An 18,238-nucleotide genomic window follows, 5' to 3' on the forward strand; every position below is an offset into this window, starting at 1 on the left:
CGTACGAAACGACGTACGCCGAAACGACGTACACAAGTGCCTACTCGGCGTCGGACGCCTGCGCGGCCGAAGCCGCTGTCTTCTTGGCAGCCGCCGTCTTCGTAGTGGTCTTCTTCGCGGCCGTCGTCTTCTTGGCGGCCGTTTTCTTGGCAACCGTCTTCTTGGCCGCGGTCTTCTTGGCCGGGGCCTTCTTCGCGGCCTTCTTGGCGGTCTTCTTGGCCGGACCCTTCGCCCGCTTCTCCTCGAGCAGTTCGTAACCCCGCTCAGGAGTGATGTCCTCGACGCTGTCGGCGGCCCGCAGCGTCGCGTTCGTCTCGCCGTCCGTGACGTACGCGCCGAAGCGGCCGTCCTTGACGACGACGGGCTTCTTGCTGACCGGGTCCTCGCCGAGCTCCTTCAGCGGCGGCTTGGCGGCGGCCCGCCCGCGCTGCTTGGGCTGGGCGTAGATCGCGAGGGCCTCTTCGAGGGTGATGTTGAAGAGCTGCTCCTCGGCCTCCAGGGACCGCGAGTCCGTGCCCTTCTTCAGATACGGGCCATAACGGCCGTTCTGCGCGGTGATCTCCACGCCTTCGGCGTCCGCCCCGACCACACGCGGCAGGGACATCAGCTTCAGGGCGTCCGCGAGCGTCACCGTATCGAGCGACATGGACTTGAAGAGCGAGGCCGTGCGCGGCTTGACCGCCTTCTTGCCCGTCTTCGGGGTGCCCTCGGGGAGCACCTCGGTGACGTAGGGGCCGTAACGGCCGTCCCTGGCGATGATCTCGTGGCCCGACTCGGGGTCGGTGCCGAGCGCGAAGTCACCGCTCGGCTTGGCCAGGATCTCCTCGGCGTACTCGACGGTCAGCTCGTCCGGCGGCAGGTCGTCGGGCACGTCGGCGCGCTGGTGGCCCTCCGCGTCCTTCTCACCGCGCTCGATGTACGGGCCGTAGCGGCCGACCCGCAGCACGATGCCGTCGCCGACGGGGAAGGAGGAGATCTCCCTGGCGTCGATCGCGCCCAGGTCGGTCACCAGTTCCTTGAGCCCGCCGAGGTGGTCGCCGTCGCCGTTGCCCGCGCTGGAGGCGGCTCCCGCGTCGTCGCCCTCGCCGAAGTAGAAGCGCCGCAGCCACGGCACGGCCTGCGCCTCGCCCCGCGCGATGCGGTCGAGGTCGTCCTCCATGCGCGCCGTGAAGTCGTAGTCGACGAGCCGCCCGAAGTGCGTCTCCAGGAGGTTGACTACGGCGAAGGACAAGAAGGAGGGCACAAGTGCCGTGCCCTTCTTGAAGACGTAACCGCGGTCGAGGATCGTGCCGAGGATCGACGCGTACGTCGACGGGCGGCCGATCTCGCGCTCTTCGAGCTCCTTGACCAGCGAGGCCTCGGTGTAGCGGGCCGGCGGCTTCGTCGCGTGACCGTCGACGGAGATCTCATCGGCGGACAGCGCGTCACCCTCGCTGACCTGCGGGAGCCTGCGCTCACGGTCGTCGAGTTCGGCGTTCGGGTCGTCCGCGCCCTCGACGTACGCCTTCATGAAGCCGTGGAAGGTGATGGTCTTGCCGGAGGCGCTGAACTCGGCGTCGCGGCCGTCGGCGGCGGTGCCACCGATCTTCACCGTGACGGAGTTTCCGACCGCGTCCTTCATCTGGGAGGCGACGGTCCGCTTCCAGATCAGTTCGTAGAGCCGGAACTGGTCGCCGGTCAGGCCGGTCTCGGCGGGCGTGCGGAAGCGATCGCCCGAGGGGCGGATCGCCTCGTGCGCCTCCTGCGCGTTCTTGACCTTCCCGGCGTACGTGCGGGGCTTGTCCGGCAGGTAGTCGCTGCCGTACAGCTGCGTGACCTGGGCGCGGGCGGCGGTGATCGCCGTGTCGGACAGCGTCGTGGAGTCCGTACGCATGTAGGTGATGAAGCCGTTCTCGTACAGCTTCTGTGCCACCTGCATCGTGGCCTTCGCGCCGAAGCCGAGCTTGCGGCTGGCCTCCTGCTGCAGCGTCGTCGTACGGAACGGCGCGTAGGGAGAGCGGCGGTAGGGCTTGGACTCGACCGAGCGGACCGCGAACCGGGTGTTCTCCAGGGCGGCGGCGAGCGAGCGGGCGTTCGCCTCGTCCAGGTGCAGCGTGTCGGACTTGAGCTGTCCGACCGAGTTGAAGTCACGGCCCTGCGCGATGCGCTTGCCGTCGACCGTGGTGAGGCGCGCGACGAGCTGCGAGGGGTCGGAGGCGTCGCCGGTGCGGCCGGTGCCGAAGGTGCCCGTCAGGTCCCAGTACTCGGCGGAGCGGAAGGCGATGCGCTCGCGCTCACGCTCGACGACGAGACGGGTCGCCACGGACTGGACACGGCCCGCCGACAGGCGCGGCATGACCTTCTTCCACAGGACCGGCGAGACCTCGTAGCCGTAGAGGCGGTCGAGGATGCGGCGGGTCTCCTGGGCGTCGACCATGCGCTTGTTGAGCTCGCGCGGGTTGGCGACGGCGCCCTGGATCGCGGCCTTGGTGATCTCGTGGAACACCATGCGCTTGACCGGGACCTTGGGCTTCAGGACCTCGAGGAGGTGCCACGCGATGGCTTCGCCCTCGCGGTCCTCATCGGTGGCGAGGAAGAGTTCGTCGGAGTCCTTGAGGAGATCCTTGAGCTTCTTGACCTGTGCCTTCTTGTCGGCGTTGACGACATAGATGGGCTCGAAGTCGTTGTCGACGTCCACGCCGAGACGGCGCACCTCGCCGGTGTACTTGTCGGGCACCTCCGCGGCGCCGCTGGGGAGGTCGCGGATGTGCCCGACGCTCGCCTCGACTACGTAGCCGGGGCCGAGGTAACCCTTGATCGTCTTCGCCTTGGCAGGCGACTCGACGATGACGAGTCGGCGGCCGCCCTTTGCGGTCTCGCTGGTCGGGGACAACTTCGCTCTTCTCTCCGGTCGGTACTCGGCGGCCGTGTCGGCCTGCCTCGCTCGGTGCGCTTGCGTTGCGCTGACGCTGCGGAGTGTGACGGTACATCCCGCCCCCGTGTCAAACGGGAAAAGCCCGCAACGGCCACTCGAACGGTAACCCGACTACCGTCATTCCTGCCGCCCGGAGTGGCGACCTGCCGTTTCACCACCGGCGTCACGACCGGCGCCCCGCCGACGCCGGGCCTACGGCCCGTCCCGCGCCGCGCGCCACCGGCGCTCCCGGTCACATTCGAGTGAAGCACCACACTCCGAGCATCAGCGCACCCGCTCCGGCGAGCGCCGCGAGCGTCGCCGATGCGACAGGGCTCACACCGTCGGCGACGGGTGCGCGGTGCGCGACCCGTGCCCCGGTCCAGAGCAGCAGCCCTGCCCCGAACAGCGCGAACACCGTGCCCGCGAAGATCGCTGGTCCACTCTCCATGGCGTTGCCTCCCCGTCTGGGTTCCCCGGCCGGGTTCCCCGGTCTGGGAAACTTGCACGCCCGGAAAGCCGGGGCGCGAACCCCGGGTGAACGCAGGGGACCCGGTCCGCGTCAACAGCCGGCACACCGCGACAGCCCACCTTCTCGATGTACGTCCCGTGGTCGGCGGCGGCCATGCATCCCACCCACATCGGGGGAGCGGCATCCCCGAAACGTACGAGACACGCCGTACGCCCTGGAGCCGGTCCGAGGGGCCGGCCCGCCCGGAGAGGTGAGCCGCTACTTCCCGACCGGCTCCAGGAACCCCTGTTCGACGAGGAGGCGGATCTGGGCGGGCGTACGGTCCCGGAGCAACACCGGGTCCTCCCCCACCAGTTGGGCGATCGCGTCGAGGATCCGCCCGGCGCTCAGCGTCCCGTCGCACACCCCGGCGAAGCCCGCCCCCACCGTGTCCACCTTGGTGGCCCGCCGCATCCCGCGGTTCTGACGCAGCACGACGTGCTCCGGGTCCTCGGCACCCGGCAGTCCCACCTGCTCCTGCACGACCTCGTCCGCGAGCTTGAAGTGCCCGGCGAGCAACGCGGCGTCGTCGTGCGCCCGCAGGAAATCCTGCCTCGCGAAGAACGCCCGCACCGTCTCTCCCAGCGGCTGCTCGACCGGGTGCGGCCACTCCTCCACGGTCACGGACGGCTCGGCGGCGCCACTCCCGGCCGCGGACTTGCGCAGCGTGATCCACCCGAATCCGATCGCGCGTGTCTTACGGGCGTCGAACTCGTCGAGCCACGCGTCATACCGCGCCGCATACTCCTCGGGATCCATCAGGTGGTCCCCGGCGTCCCGCAGCCACAGCTCGGCGTACTGCGTGATGTCCTGCACCTCGCGCTGCACGATCCACGCGTCGCACCCGCGCGGCACCCAGGAACGGAGCCGCTCGGTCCACTCCTCGCCTTCCACGTGCTGCCAGTTGGCGAGGAAGTGCGCATACCCCCCTTCGTTCAACCGCTCCCCCGCCTGCTGAACGAGCGAGCGGCACAGATCGTCCCCGCCCATCCCGCCGTCGCGGTAGGTGAGCCGTGCGCCGGGGGAGATCACGAAGGGCGGATTGGACACGATCAGGTCGTACGTCTCCTCGCCCACGGGCTCGAAGAGCGAGCCCTCCCGCAGATCCGCCTCGGGCGCGCCGGAGAGCGCGAGCGTGAGCCGTGTGATGTGCAGCGCACGGGGGTTGAGGTCCGTCGCGGTCACCCGGGTCGCGTGCTGCGCGGCGTGCAGCGCCTGGATGCCGGAGCCGGTGCCGAGGTCCAGGGCGCTGTCCACCGGCGTCCGCACGGTGAGCCCGGCGAGCGTCGTGGACGCACCGCCGACTCCGAGGACGACGCCTTCGTCATGGCTGCCGATGCCGCCGGCGCCACCGACCGCGCACCCCAGATCGGAGACGATGAACCAGTCCTCGCCGTGCGTCCCGCTGAACGGCCGTACGTCCACGGTCGCCCGCAGCTCGCCGTCCGCCTCGCTCAGCCAACCGCCCTCCAGTAGGGCGTCGACCGGCAGAACGGCCGCCACGCGCGCGTGCGGTGCGGAACGCTGCAACAGGAAGAGCCGTACGAGCGTCTCCAGCGGCCCTTCACCCCGCGTGGCCCGCAGCGCGGGCACGGTCTCGCTGCGGGCGAGCGCCGTGTAGGCGGGCGCCCCGAGGAGTTCGAGCAGCCCGTCGGCGGTGAAGTCGGCCGCCAGCAGGGCTTCGCGCAACTGGGCGGAGATGTCGGCGCGGTCGGACGAGGGCAGGGGGGCGCTAGCGATACTCACCCCCTCATTGTGACCCGATACGGCCGCACCGGCTGTGGGGCACACCTGGACGCACCGCTGCCCCGGCGCCGGGGGTTTCCCCAGGCGCCGGGGCAGCGAGGCGAAGAGGGGTGAACGTCTAGGCCGCGGAAGGCGTGGCGGAAGCCGACTTGCAGCTGTCCTGCTTGCCCATCGCCTTGCCCACCTCGCCCTCCTGGAGCTTCTCCAGCGCCTTGTTGCCGCTCTTGCTCAGCTTGTCCAACTCCCCCGCGACGCTCTTGAGGCCGTCCGCGAAGTCCGCCTGGTTCTTGGTGTCCAGGCCGTCGACCTTCTTCTTGAGGTCCCCGTACGACTTGGAGATGGCGTTCAGTTCCTTGACCGCGTCATCGGTCTTCTTCTGACCGCCGTCGACCGGCGGGGCGCCCGCCTTCTTCACCGCCGCGCCCATCGCCTTGTAGGCGTCGGACATGTCCTGGAACGCCTTGGAGTCGGTCTTCTGGACGTCCTCCGGCGAGCTGTTGTCCGACGTCTCCTTCTGGATCGCGGCGTTGGCGTCCGCGATCTTCTTCGACTGCGGCTGAACCGAGTCACAGACGTCCTTGGCCCAGGAGTCCAGCTTCTCGTTGCCGTCGTCGCTGCAGCCCGACAGCGCCAGTACCAGTACCGCACCGCCGGACAGTGCGGCTGCAAGCTTCTTGTTCACCGGATTGGTCCCTTCCGTGGCTCTCGGCCCCGGAACTTACACGCCAACTGGGCTACAACCGCATGCCGGGGGTCCGGTACCGCCCCTATTGAAGCCATTTGCACCAAGCTGGGAGGGCGAGAGAAGGCTCACCGGACGCGACCTGACTAGAAGTCCGGACGCACGAAGTCCGGACGCACGAAGGGCGGACAACGCGTCAGAACGCGCCGCCCGCCCACGTGTTGGGCAGAGACTGACCCGGCGTTACGAAACCACCGCCGGGTCGGGTGAATTACTCACCCGCTCGGCACCACCTTCTTCCTCGTCGCCCACGGCGATACCGCGGCGCTTGGAGATGTACACCGCGCCGACGATGACCAGGATCGAAAGCACCGCGATCACCGCCCGCACCCCGGCGTTCGCGTCCTCCCCGTAGCTGAACTGGACGACCGCGGGCGCGATGAGCAGCGCCACCAGGTTCATCACCTTCAGCAGCGGGTTGATCGCCGGCCCGGCGGTGTCCTTGAACGGGTCACCGACGGTGTCGCCGATGACCACCGCGGCGTGGGCCTCACTGCCCTTGCCGCCGTGGTGACCGTCCTCGACGAGCTTCTTCGCGTTGTCCCAGGCGCCACCGGAGTTGGCGAGGAAGACCGCCATCAGCGTGCCCGTGCCGATCGCGCCCGCCAGGAACGAGCCGAGCGCGCCGACACCGAGCGAGAAGCCGACGGCGATCGGCGTGAGCACGGCGAGCAGACCTGGCGTGGTGAGCTCCCGCAGCGCGTCCTTGGTGCAGATGTCGACGACGCGCCCGTACTCCGGTTCCTCGGTGTAGTCCATGATCCCGGGGTGCTCGCGGAACTGCCGCCGCACCTCGTAGACCACCGCTCCGGCCGACCTCGACACCGCGTTGATCGCGAGCCCCGAGAAGAGGAAGACGACCGCGGCGCCCAGGATCAGGCCGACCAGGTTGTTGGGCTGCGAGATGTCCATCACCAGGTTCATCGGGGCGCCGTCGCCCATTTTCTCGCCGACGTCCTTGGCCGCGCCCGCGATGGCGTCGCGATACGAGCCGAAGAGCGCCGCGGCCGCGAGAACGGCCGTAGCGATGGCGATGCCCTTGGTGATGGCCTTGGTGGTGTTGCCGACGGCGTCCAGGTCGGTGAGCACCTGCGCGCCGGCTCCCTCGACGTCACCGGACATCTCGGCGATGCCCTGCGCGTTGTCGGAGACCGGACCGAAGGTGTCCATGGCGACGATCACGCCGACCGTGGTGAGCAGGCCGGTTCCGGCGAGCGCCACCGCGAAGAGGGCGAGCATGATCGACGTACCGCCGAGCAGGAACGCCCCGTACACGCCGAGCCCGATCAGGAGCGCGGTGTAGACGGCTGATTCGAGCCCGATGGAGATTCCGGCCAGGACGACGGTCGCCGGTCCGGTGAGGGACGTCTTGCCGATGTCCTGCACCGGACGCCGGGTGGTCTCCGTGAAGTAGCCGGTGAGCTGCTGGATCAGCGCGGCCATGACGATGCCGATCGCTACGGCGACGACCGCGAGGACCCGCGGATCGCCGTCATGACCGGCGATCGTCGCGTCCGTGACGCCGTCCAGATCCGCGTACGACGACGGCAGGTAGACGAAGACCGCCACGGCCACGAGCACCAGCGAGATGAACGCGGAGATGAAGAACCCGCGGTTGATGGCGGTCATGCCGCTGCGGTCGGAGCGCCGTGGCGCCACCGCGAAGATCCCGATCATCGCCGTGATGACGCCGATCGCCGGAACGATCAGCGGGAAGGCGAGCCCGGAGTCACCGAACGCGACCTTGCCGAGGATCAGCGCGGCGACCAGGGTCACCGCGTAGGACTCGAAGAGGTCGGCGGCCATTCCCGCGCAGTCGCCGACGTTGTCGCCCACGTTGTCGGCGATGGTCGCGGCATTCCTCGGGTCGTCCTCCGGGATGCCCTGCTCGACCTTGCCGACCAGGTCGGCGCCGACGTCGGCGGCCTTGGTGAAGATGCCGCCGCCCACACGCATGAACATCGCGATCAGCGCCGCCCCGAGGCCGAAGCCTTCGAGGACCTTCGGCGCGTCGGCCGCGTAGACCAGCACCACACAGGAGGCGCCCAGAAGACCGAGCCCCACCGTGAACATGCCGACAACGCCGCCCGTGCGGAAAGCGATCTTCATGGCCTTGTGCGAAACAGCGGTGAGGTCCTTTTCCGGTTCACCTTCCGCCGGAGTGGCCTCTCGTGCGGCTGCCGCCACACGAACGTTGCTGCGTACGGCGAGCCACATGCCGATATAGCCGGTGGTCGCCGAGAACACCGCACCGATCAAGAAGAAGATCGATCGGCCGGCACGCTGATTCCAGTCGTCTGCGGGCAGCAGCATGAGCAGGAAGAACACCACGACGGCGAATACGCCGAGAGTGCGCAGCTGCCTGCCGAGATAGGCATTGGCGCCCTCCTGGATCGCCTTCGCGATCTTCTTCATGCTGTCGGTGCCCTCGTCGGCCGCGAGCACCTGGCGTACGAGGACCCAGGCGACCGCGAGCGCCGCGACCGCGACGGCCGCGACGGCCATCACGATGAGGCGATTGTCGTCGGTCAGTACTGCGGCTGCGAAGGTTGAGGGGTGATCAAACTGCTGAGGGGTAGAAAGCCCCGCCATTCGTCCTCCTTGACGCCTGGGGTGAGCTCAAGATGTGGACGGATTGTAGGGAGCGGAACCTGATCAAAACAGAGTGCCGCAAACGGAATTGGCGGAAGATTGCTTCCCAGCAAATGATCGCGAGCCCAGATTGACCCCGAAAGCGGTAATGCCCCAAAACCGTTGACGCCGGTGCGGCAAATGACTGAGGCAATTACCAAGATAATGATCAGAGAAGAAAAGTTCCCTGGCCGCCCCGGTCGAGGACGGGTCGCGCAAGGGGGAGCCTGGGGTCCACTGGGGAGCCGCAGGGCCTCACGCGCGCCGCAGAGGGGCGTCACGGGGCCATCGCGCGGACATCACGCGGACGTCACACGGGCATCGCAGGGTGAAAGAAAGAAAAAGCCGGTCCGCCGGTCAGACGAGTGTCGCCGGGGCCGTCGGCCACGTCATCCGGATGAGGCCGCCGTTCTCGCCGGCGGTGACTTCCACGTCGTCCACGAGCCCGCTGATGACGGCGAGACCCATCTCGTCCTCGCCCTCGGCGTCCAGATCGTCGGCGCCGTCCGGCCGAGAGCCGGGTGCCCGGTCGCCGGGAACCGCGTGGGGGGCTTCGTCGCCGACCTCGATGGAGAACTGCTTCTCGTCCTCGATCAGGGCGACGCGCACCGGCGCGGAGACGTCATTGCTCTGGTGCAGCCCGACGGCACGCGTGCAGGCCTCACCGACGGCGAGCCTGACCTCATCGAGGACGGCCTCGTCCACCCCGGCCCTGCGCGCGACCGCCGCCGCTACGAGCCGGGCGGTCCTGACGTGCTCGGGCAGCGCGCTGAAGCGGAGTTCAACGGTGGCCATGCATCCCCCTCGGACATACGCGCGTGCTGTCAGGGGGCCGGGCCGAGGGCCCGGTCCCCTGCTGTTCTGCCACCCCGGGACACGGCCGACGGCCGGTCCGGGACTTCCGACGCTCAGTCGGTAGCAGCAACCGCTTCCTCGACCGAGGTGTGAATGGGGAACACCTTGGTCAGGCCGGTGATACGGAAGATCTTCAAAATACGCTCCTGGTTGCAGACCAGGCGCAGCGAGCCCTCATGGGCACGCACCCGCTTCAGGCCGCCGACCAGCACGCCGAGCCCGGTGGAGTCGAGGAAGTCCACGCCCTCCATGTCGACGACCAGATGGAAACTGCCGTCGTTCACCAACTCGACCAACTGTTCGCGCAACTTGGGCGCGGTATAAACATCGATTTCGCCACCGACCTCGACGACCGTACGATCGCCGACGGTACGGGTCGACAGGGACAGGTCCACGGATCCTCCAGCACCTTGCTATCGAGCGGTCATCCCTTGGGATACCTCGGCAGAGCCCCCGGGACGGATCGCCAGCCGCGATGGCATTCAATCACTTACCGGCGGGCGTGCACGACGCCTTGGGACCATTGTCCATCCCGCCAGTGACACACTCGGTGCAGATGGCCAACTTTTCTTCGCCCGGAGGACCCTCCTCGGGCGCCCCGATACGCACGTCTCCACGGACGGTCCTGGACCGGCTCACCGCGGGACCGAGCCGTGCTTCGCGCGTCACTCATACGGAGCACTTGCCCCCACGTGCGGCCCGATATGCAGTCTGGCCTGATCGCATTCGTTCCGAGGTCGTCGCCGCGGTGCAGTCGGCCGGAATCGAACATCCCTGGGCCCACCAGGCGCTCGCGGCCGAGCACGCCCTGGACGGCGAATCGGTGATCGTCGCCACCGGCACCGCGTCGGGGAAGTCGCTGGCCTACCTCACCCCCGTCCTCTCGGCCCTCCTCGACGGCTCGGAGGCGCCCAACGGCCGCGGCGCGACCGCGCTGTATCTGGCCCCGACGAAGGCCCTGGCCGCCGACCAGCGCCGCGCCGTACGCGAACTGGCGGAGCCCCTCGGCAACGCCATCCGCCCGGCCGTGTACGACGGCGACACCCCCGTCGAAGAACGCGAATGGGTACGTCAGTACGCCAACTACGTCCTGACCAACCCCGACATGCTCCACCTCGGGATACTCCCGTCCCACCCCCGCTGGTCCTCCTTCCTGCGCGCCCTGCGTTACGTCGTCATCGACGAGTGCCACACCTACCGCGGCGTCTTCGGCTCCCACGTCGCCCAGGTCCTGCGCCGCCTGCGCCGCCTCTGCGCCCGCTACGGCTCCGACCCCGTCTTCCTCCTCGCCTCCGCCACCTCCGCCGAGCCGGCCATCGCCGCGGAGCGCCTGACCGGACTGCCCGTGAAGGAGGTCGCCGACGACGCCTCACCCCGCGGCGACCTCGTCTTCGCCCTCTGGGAACCCCCGCTCACCGACCTCCACGGCGAGAAGGGCGCACCCGTCCGCCGCACCGCCACCGCCGAGACGGCGGACCTGCTGACCGACCTGACCGTCCAGGGCGTGCGCTCGGTCGCCTTCGTACGGTCCCGGCGCGGCGCCGAGCTGATCTCGGTGATCGCCCAGGAACGCCTCGCCGAGGTCGACCGCTCGCTGGCCCACCGCGTGGCCGCCTACCGGGGCGGCTATCTCCCCGAGGAGCGCCGCGCCCTGGAGCGGGCCCTGCACTCCGGTGAGCTGCTCGGCCTCGCGGCCACCACCGCCCTCGAACTCGGCGTGGACGTCTCCGGACTCGACGCCGTGATCATCGCCGGCTATCCGGGGACCCGTGCCTCCCTCTGGCAGCAGGCGGGCCGCGCCGGGCGCTCCGGGCAGGGCGCGCTCGCCGTCCTCGTCGCCCGCGACGACCCGCTGGACACGTATCTCGTCCACCATCCCGAAGCGCTGTTCCAGCAACCCGTGGAGTCGACGGTCCTCGACCCCGACAATCCGTACGTCCTGGCGCCCCACCTCTGCGCGGCCGCCGCGGAACTTCCGCTCACGGACGACGACTTGGCTCTCTTCGGCCCCGCCACCGAGGAGCTGATCCCTCAGCTGGAGGCCGCGAAGCTGCTGCGCCGCCGCACGAAGGCCTGGCACTGGACCCGCCGGGAGCGGGCCGCCGAGCTCGCCGACATCCGCGGCGAGGGCGGAAAGCCCATCCAGATCGTCGAGGAGGGCACGGGCCGGCTGCTCGGCACCGTGGACGCGTCCGCCGCGCACACCACCGTGCACGAGGGCGCGGTCCACCTCCATCAGGGCCTCACGTATCTGGTGCGCCGCTTGGACCTGGAGGATTCGGTGGCCCTGGTCGAGGAGGCAAGTCCGCCGTACTCCACGACCGCCCGCGACACCACGGCCATCTCCATCCTGGAGACGGACACCGAGATCCCGTGGGGCTCCGGCCGCCTCTGCTACGGCTCCGTCGAGGTCACCAACCAGGTCGTCTCCTTCCTGCGTCGTCGTGTCATCACCGGCGAGGTGCTCGGCGAGACGAAGCTCGACCTCCCTCCCCGTACGCTCCGTACGCGTGCCGTGTGGTGGACGGTCACCGAGGACCAGCTCGACGCCGCCCGCGTCAATCCGGAGATCCTCGGCGGCGCCCTGCACGCCGCCGAGCACGCGTCCATCGGCATGCTTCCGCTCTTCGCGACCTGCGATCGCTGGGACATCGGCGGCGTCTCGGTGCCGCTGCATCCGGACACGCTCCTGCCGACCGTCTTCGTGTACGACGGCCACCCGGGCGGCGCGGGCTTCGCCGAGCGGGCCTTCCACACGGCCCGCGAGTGGCTGACCGCCACCCGGCAGGCCATCGCCTCCTGCGAGTGCGAGGCCGGCTGCCCGTCCTGCATCCAGTCCCCGAAGTGCGGCAACGGCAACGACCCGCTGCACAAGCGCGGTGCGGTCCGCCTCCTCTCCGTCCTGCTCAAGGACGCGCCCGCCCCCTGAGATCCACCGGTCGGCGGGCCCTCCCCCTGCGGGCGACGACGACGCAGGCTCGGCCCCTGGCACCCGTGCGGCAGAGCGCGTCGCCCTCGCGGCAGGCCGTCGGCCCGCAGCCGGCTCGGGCCCCGCGTCCGGCGCCGGAGCGACCGGCCCCGCGGGACCCGCCCGGGATCTGACCTCCGTCACGAACGGCCCGAAGTCCGCCGCGGCGGTGACGTCGGAAATCTCGCCCTGCACCGCGCACCGCACGACGCGCGCCCCCTGCGCCTCGGCCACCCGCGTGGCACCGTCACACGCCCCGGAACTCCCCTCCATCCAGTGGTCCGCAGCCGCGAGCGCCGCCAAGTCGGCCGCGCCGCCCGCCCGATGACGGGCGACGATCACCTGCCCCATCGCGAGGACCGCACCACAGACCACGCAGAGCACGGCCATCACGACGACGACCCACACGGTGGCGGCACCCCGGTCCGAGGCGGCTGCGGGGCCACGGCCCGAAGCGGCGGCGCCACGGTCCGATGAAGCCGCGGGCTCACGGCCCGAAGCGGCCACCGAGTCACGTCTCGAAGCAGACGCGGTGGCGCCCGTGGCCGAAGCAGACGCGGTGGCGCCCGTGGCCGAAGCAGATGCGGTGGCGGTGGCGCCCCTGCCCCAAGCAGCCGCAGGGGCGCGGCCCGAGAGGGCCGCAGTACCCCACCGTGAGTGCCAAGGACGCCGAACCTGGCTGCCCCCAGCGTCAGAACCCTTCACGCCCCCACCCCCACCGTCTGCTCCGCCAACGCCACCGCCTCCGACCGCACCCGCAGCCCGAGCCCAAGCGCTCCTGGCCCCGGCGAGTCCGCCGCGACCTCCACCCGCACCAGCTCCCCGTCCCTCCGCACGGCCACCGACGCGCCACGCGGCGCCGCCTGCCGCGCCGCCGCCACGGCCGCGCTCTCGGGGTCCTGGCGGGCCATCGCGCGGGCCCCGGCCCGGGCCGCGTCCACGCACTGGATCTGCGCGGACGCGGTCAGCAGCGCCCAGACCAGCGCCATCGTGAAGAGCACCAGCGTGGGCAGCACCACGGCCGCCTCCGCCGTCACGAACCCTTGGTCCCCGCGGCGGCCCCGACCGCCACCGGCCCTCTCAGAACTGGACATCGAGCGCCTTCTCCACGACCGCCTGCAAGGCCGCCCTGACCTGCCCGCTCGTCACCACCTTGTAGAGCAGTCCGGCGAACCCCACCGCCGCGATCAGCCCCATCGCGTACTCCGAAGTAACCATCCCCGCGTCCCCGCGCCCCGCGCTCTTCTTGACGCTCACCGCACGCGCCAGGCGCCGCATGGCTCCCGTACACAGCTGTCCCCGCATCTCAACCCCCGTGTCATTTCCGTCTGTTCAAGGTCCAGGCAGCCGGGCACTCGCCCAGCCGCCGTCCGTCCACTCAGATGCCGCTCAGGCGCAGCTCAGATGCCGCTCAACAAGCCACCCGCCAGGCCGATCACCACGGGCAGCACGCCCACCGCGATGAACGCGGGCAGGAAGAACAGGCCCACCGGCGCCGTCATCAGTACGCCTGCCCGGCGTGCCGCAGCCGTCGCCGCACGCCCCCGTTCCGCACGGCAGTCCGCGGCGAGACGCGCCACCGGTTCCGCCGCCGGAGCCCCGGAGTCCCCCGCCCGCTCAAGGAGGCGGGCCAGCGCCCCCGCGCCCGGTATCGCGCCCAAACCCCGCCAGGCGTCGACTGGTTCACCGCCGAGACGCACCTCCGCGGCCCCCTGCGCCAGGCGCTCGCCGACCGGCCCCTTCAACGCCTCGCCCACGGCCTGCGCGGCCACGACAGGCCCCGCCCCCGCCGCGACGCAGGCGGCCAACAGGTCAGCGGCCAAGGGAAGTTGCCGAGCGGCCTCCGCGGCATCGAACTCCGCGACACCAACGCCCCGCCCCCGCCACCAACGCCACGTCCCATATCCAGCGCCCAGCCCCACCAGGCACCCGGCGACCCCGCCCACCAGCACCCACCCGGCGCTCACCGCCCCGGCCGCCACCGCCCACCCCCGCACCGCGTCCCGCCGCCAGAACCACCGCCTGGCCGCTCCCCCTGACGGCCGTTCCCGCACCCCCAGTACGGCTCCCGCACGCCACCGCACCGCCCGTTCCCGCCGCGCCGCAAGGGCCGCCGACACCAGCCACAGCCCGGCCGCCACACCCCACACGGCCACCCCCAGCTTGTGGACAACCACGCTCATCGCTCCTCCGCCCCTCGTACGATCCGCAGCGCCCACCACACTCCGGCGCCCTCCAACGCCCCGCCCACCGCCAGGCAGCCGAGCCCCGCTCCCGTATGCAGCAGCACCCGCAGCGGTGCCGCCCCGAGCGCGCTGCCCATGAGCAGTCCGAGCACCGGCAGGCCCGCGAGCATCACCGCCGTCGATCTAGCCCCCGCCAACTGAGCCCTCAGGTCCGCCCGTTGGTCCCGTTCCGCCCGCAGTGCGCCCTCCAGCCGCTCAAGCCCCGCCGCGAGCCCCGCCCCGCGGTCCACCGCCACCCGCCAGCACGCCGCAAGCCCCAGCAGCCCCCGCGCCCCGGGTTCCTTGGCAGCCTCCTCAAGCGCCCCGGGCACATCCCCGCCGAACCGCGCCGCCGCCAGAACCCCGGCCCGCGCCCCACCGAGCCAAGCCCCGCCCTCGGGCCCGGCGTCTCCCACCGCGGCCCGCAACGCCTCCCCCGGCTGCCGCCCCGCCCGCACCTCCCCCGCGAGCGCCCCGCACATCGCGATCACCGCGCAGGACCGCCGCTCCTCCGCGAGCCGCGCACTCCTGCCCCTCCGTACGCGCCGTATCAGCGGCACCCCGGCCGCTCCGAGCACCAGCGGCACCACGGAATCCCCGAGCAGCGCGAGTGCCGCACCGCCCGCGAGGGCCCACCATTCGTGCCGCATCCGCCCGCCGACCGCGGCCGTCACCCGCCGCCACACCGGATCCTCCGACACGGCCTCGCCACAGCCCCCGAGCACCTCGCGCGCACGCCGTGAACCCCGCTCCCTCCCAGTCATCAGCCAAGCCGCGCCTCCCGCGCAGGCCGCCGCCATCACCGCGCTCATCCCGCACCACCCCGGCAGGCACCCTCGAGAAGCGAACTCAGCCGCTCCCATCCGCGCTCCCGGAGGAACTCCTTCTCGCCCCACCGCAGCGCCGGAACCGTCACCACAAGGCCCGAGGGGTCCCGCTCCAGGACATGCACCTCGGCGATCCGCCGCCGCCCGGCCCGGTCTCGTACGAGATGGAGCACCACGGACAGCGCTGCCGCCAACTGGCTGTGCAGCGCCGCCCGGTCGAGGCCCGCCGCCGTCCCCAGCGCCTCAAGGCGGGCCGGGACGTCCCCCGCGGCATTGGCGTGGACCGTGCCAGAACCTCCCTCATGCCCCGTATTGAGGGCGGCCAGGAGATGGACCACCTCCGCGCCCCGGACCTCGCCCACGACCAGCCGGTCGGGCCGCATCCGCAGCGCCTGCCGCACGAGGTCGTCAAGGCCGACCTGACCGGCTCCCTCCTGGTTGGCGGGCCTGGCCTCAAGGCGCACCACATGGGGGTGGTCCGGGCGCAGCTCCGCCGAGTCCTCGGCGAGCACGATCCGCTCGCCCGGTCCGACGAGGCCGAGCAGCGCGCTCAGCAGTGTCGTCTTGCCCGTACCGGTGCCGCCGCTGATCAAGTACGAGAGCCGGGCGTCGAGCAGGGCCCGCAGCACCCGGTCGCCGCCCGGCGGTACCGTCCCCGCCGCGACCAGTTCGGCCAGGGTGAAGGCCCGGGGTCGTACGACCCGCAAGGAGAGGCAGGTCGACCCGACGGCGACCGGGGGCAGCACCGCGTGGAGGCGGGTCCCGTCCGGAAGCCGTGCGTCCACCCAGGGCCTTGCGTCATCGAGCCGCCGTCCCGCCACGGCCGCCAGCCGCTGTGCGAGGCGCCGCACCGCCGCCGCGTCCGCGAAGGACACGGCGGTCAGCTCAAGGCCCCCGCCCCGGTCGACCCAGACCCGGTCGGGCGCGGACACCAGCACGTCGGTCACGGAGTCGTCGGCGAGCAAGGCCTCCAGGGGCCCTGCGCCCACCAGCTCGCAGCGCAGCTGTTCGGCCGCCCCGAGGACTTCCGCGTCGCCGAGCACCCTGCCCTGTGCCCGCAGCGCCTCGGCGACGCGGGCCGGGGTCGGCTCCGTGCCGTTCTCCGCGAGCCACTGGCGCACCCCGTCCAGCATCCTGGCCCCGACGACGGCGCTCATGAGCCGCCCCCGGTGGCGTCGACCGGAACCCGCTCCCAGAAGGCCGTACAGAACCGCGCCAGCGGCCCCTTCACGGCGCCCCCGGGTGGCATCCCGCCTGCCTGTGCCGCCAGCAGCCCCGCCTCCCGGGGCAGCTCACCGACGAGTGGAAGGTCCAGGAGCCGCGCGACCTCCTCCGCGTCGAACCCGCCCAGGCCGTCGAGGCTCCCGAGGCCGTCGAGTCCGCCGGCACCGGCGCGCCCGGCGCCTCCCCCGCCGACCACCACCCGTAGATCCCGCAGCACCATCCCGACCGCCGACGCGACCCGCCGTGCCCCCGCCACCGCGCGCAGCTCCGGCGGCACCACCAAGAGCCCCAGATCCACCTGGGCCAGCGCCTCGGCCACTCCTTCGTCCACCCGGCGCGGCAGATCCACGACCACCACTCCGCCCCTGCGGCGGGCCGCGGCGATCACCGCGCGCATGGCCTCGGGCGGAACGACCACGACGTCTCCCCGGTCCCAGCTCAGGACCCGCAGGGCATGCAGCTCGGGCAGCGACTCCTCAAGCGCGCCCCCGCCTACCCGGCCCCTGGACTGCGCGAAGGCGGGCCAGCGGAGCCCGTCGGCCGCCTCGCCACCGAGCAGGACGTCAAGGCCGCCGCCGAGCGGGTCGGCGTCCACGAGCATGGTGCGCCGCCCCGCACGGGCCGCCGTGACGGCAAGCGCGCACGCCAGGGTCGAGGCACCGGCCCCACCGCTTCCGCCGATCACCCCCACGGTGAGCGCGGGCCGCCCCACGCCCTCGGCGACATCGGCGATCCGGTCCACCAGCCAGCGCTCGCCGTCGGGCAGGACCAGCACATGATCGGCACCGATCTCCACCGCACGCCGCCAGACCCCGGAATCATCCTGGTCCCGCCCGACCAGCACGACGCCGCGCCTGCGCGTTGCCCCCCGCACCCGGCCCACCGCGTCGTCCCCGACCAGCACCAGCGGCGCCGCGTCCCAGCCGCCCCCGCGCTCCGGTACGCCGTGGCGCACCTCGGGCCGCGCGCCCGCCGCGGCGCACAGCCGCAGCAGGTCGTCCAGCAGGTCCACATCTTCCGTGACGATCAGCGGTCCGCCCTGCCGTCCATCGGACGACGACGGCATGTCGCGTGTAATCACTCCAGCCACGATCTCCAGCCCCCTCTCACCGCAAGCACTGTGAATGCCGCGTTCCACATCGGCGATGAGCGGGCCAAAGCAATCCGGCCATGAACTTCGCGTGCAGAACGAGCGGAATCAGCGTGCAGCGTTGCCGGATAACGTGTGGATCTTGGTCAATAACTGTGGACAACGCGGGAGCTGTGAATATCCCCGCCACCCATACCGGTGACATCCGATCGACATCCGGTCGGCATCCGGCGGGCTTCCACAGAGCAGCCCAACCACTACACACAGTGACGAATCATGGGCACGCAAAAAGATCGCCGCAGCGGCCGTCAGACGGCGCCAGGCGATCGGATAAGGAGCGGAAGAGGCCCGGAAAACCCATCCGGACATGCGACGACCCCCGCCGGGGGGGAGAGCGGGGGTCGTCCCCACGGTCCGACTCGGGGGGGGAGGAGCCAGACCGGGTTAGCACGGTCGCGAACGATCCGTGACTTCCATGGTGTACCCGAGAGCCTTCTCAGGCAAACCCACGCGCCTCACCTTACGC

General features: G+C 71.2%; 14 protein-coding genes and 1 pseudogene. 1 reads left to right on the plus strand and 14 read right to left on the minus strand.

Annotated elements, in window-relative coordinates; genetic code table 11:
• Nucleotides 1-40: 40 nt before the first annotated feature.
• The 7 genes from topA to bldG all read right to left on the minus strand — a co-directional run bounded on the left by topA (nt 41) and on the right by bldG (nt 9,773).
• Nucleotides 41-2,872, minus strand: coding sequence for a type I DNA topoisomerase (gene topA, locus ACGFX9_RS28235; protein ID WP_393478015.1), 2,832 nt, complete (start codon nt 2,870-2,872; stop codon nt 41-43).
• A gap of 274 nt (nt 2,873-3,146) precedes the next feature.
• Nucleotides 3,147-3,344: a hypothetical protein gene (locus ACGFX9_RS28240; RefSeq protein ID WP_393478019.1), complete on the minus strand. Its 198-nt coding sequence runs from the start codon at nt 3,342-3,344 to the stop codon at nt 3,147-3,149.
• 279 nt (nt 3,345-3,623) lie between these two features.
• Nucleotides 3,624-5,150 carry a methyltransferase gene (locus tag ACGFX9_RS28245; protein ID WP_393478024.1) on the minus strand — a complete coding sequence of 509 codons (1,527 nt, stop codon included), beginning with the start codon at nt 5,148-5,150 and terminating at the stop codon, nt 3,624-3,626.
• 118 nt (nt 5,151-5,268) lie between these two features.
• The gene (locus tag ACGFX9_RS28250) at nt 5,269-5,832 is read right to left on the minus strand and encodes a small secreted protein (RefSeq protein ID WP_393478027.1); all 564 of its coding nucleotides are present in this window, start codon (nt 5,830-5,832) and stop codon (nt 5,269-5,271) included.
• 243 nt (nt 5,833-6,075) lie between these two features.
• Nucleotides 6,076-8,484, minus strand: coding sequence for a sodium-translocating pyrophosphatase (locus ACGFX9_RS28255; protein ID WP_393478032.1), 2,409 nt, complete (start codon nt 8,482-8,484; stop codon nt 6,076-6,078).
• Nucleotides 8,485-8,880: 396 nt separating this feature from the next.
• Nucleotides 8,881-9,318: an ATP-binding protein gene (locus tag ACGFX9_RS28260; RefSeq protein WP_393478037.1), complete on the minus strand. Its 438-nt coding sequence runs from the start codon at nt 9,316-9,318 to the stop codon at nt 8,881-8,883.
• A 113-nt stretch (nt 9,319-9,431) separates the two neighbouring features.
• Nucleotides 9,432-9,773 (minus strand): anti-sigma factor antagonist BldG, encoded by a 342-nt coding sequence (gene bldG, locus ACGFX9_RS28265; protein ID WP_003975386.1) that lies wholly within the window; start codon nt 9,771-9,773, stop codon nt 9,432-9,434.
• A gap of 80 nt (nt 9,774-9,853) precedes the next feature.
• Here bldG and ACGFX9_RS28270 point away from each other — a divergent pair, with 80 nt between their 5' ends.
• Nucleotides 9,854-12,307 (plus strand): DEAD/DEAH box helicase, encoded by a 2,454-nt coding sequence (locus ACGFX9_RS28270; protein WP_393478042.1) that lies wholly within the window; start codon nt 9,854-9,856, stop codon nt 12,305-12,307.
• 165 nt (nt 12,308-12,472) lie between these two features.
• Here ACGFX9_RS28270 and ACGFX9_RS28275 read toward each other — a convergent pair.
• The 7 genes and pseudogenes from ACGFX9_RS28275 to ssd all read right to left on the minus strand — a co-directional run.
• Nucleotides 12,473-13,051 (minus strand): annotated as a pseudogene (locus ACGFX9_RS28275) (Rv3654c family TadE-like protein); the annotation flags it as partial.
• Nucleotides 13,048-13,440 carry a TadE family type IV pilus minor pilin gene (locus ACGFX9_RS28280; protein WP_393478047.1) on the minus strand — a complete coding sequence of 131 codons (393 nt, stop codon included), beginning with the start codon at nt 13,438-13,440 and terminating at the stop codon, nt 13,048-13,050. The pseudogene ACGFX9_RS28275 and the gene ACGFX9_RS28280, both read right to left, overlap by 4 nt.
• Nucleotides 13,427-13,624 carry a DUF4244 domain-containing protein gene (locus ACGFX9_RS28285; RefSeq protein WP_393478052.1) on the minus strand — a complete coding sequence of 66 codons (198 nt, stop codon included), beginning with the start codon at nt 13,622-13,624 and terminating at the stop codon, nt 13,427-13,429. The genes ACGFX9_RS28280 and ACGFX9_RS28285 overlap by 14 nt, the downstream gene beginning before the upstream one ends.
• A 122-nt stretch (nt 13,625-13,746) precedes the next feature.
• Nucleotides 13,747-14,529, minus strand: coding sequence for a type II secretion system F family protein (locus ACGFX9_RS28290; protein WP_393478056.1), 783 nt, complete (start codon nt 14,527-14,529; stop codon nt 13,747-13,749).
• Nucleotides 14,526-15,383: a type II secretion system F family protein gene (locus ACGFX9_RS28295; protein WP_393478061.1), complete on the minus strand. Its 858-nt coding sequence runs from the start codon at nt 15,381-15,383 to the stop codon at nt 14,526-14,528. Before ACGFX9_RS28295 ends, ACGFX9_RS28290 begins: the two co-directional genes overlap by 4 nt.
• On the minus strand, nt 15,380-16,555 hold the full coding sequence (locus tag ACGFX9_RS28300) for a TadA family conjugal transfer-associated ATPase (protein WP_393478064.1): 1,176 nt from the start codon (nt 16,553-16,555) through the stop codon (nt 15,380-15,382). Before ACGFX9_RS28300 ends, ACGFX9_RS28295 begins: the two co-directional genes overlap by 4 nt.
• Nucleotides 16,552-17,712, minus strand: coding sequence for a septum site-determining protein Ssd (ssd, locus tag ACGFX9_RS28305; protein ID WP_393478069.1), 1,161 nt, complete (start codon nt 17,710-17,712; stop codon nt 16,552-16,554). Before ssd ends, ACGFX9_RS28300 begins: the two co-directional genes overlap by 4 nt.
• Between the last annotated feature and the right edge of the window lie 526 nt (nt 17,713-18,238).

This window comes from Streptomyces sp. NPDC048436, assembly GCF_043200355.1.
Taxonomy (GTDB): Bacteria; Actinomycetota; Actinomycetes; order Streptomycetales; family Streptomycetaceae; genus Streptomyces.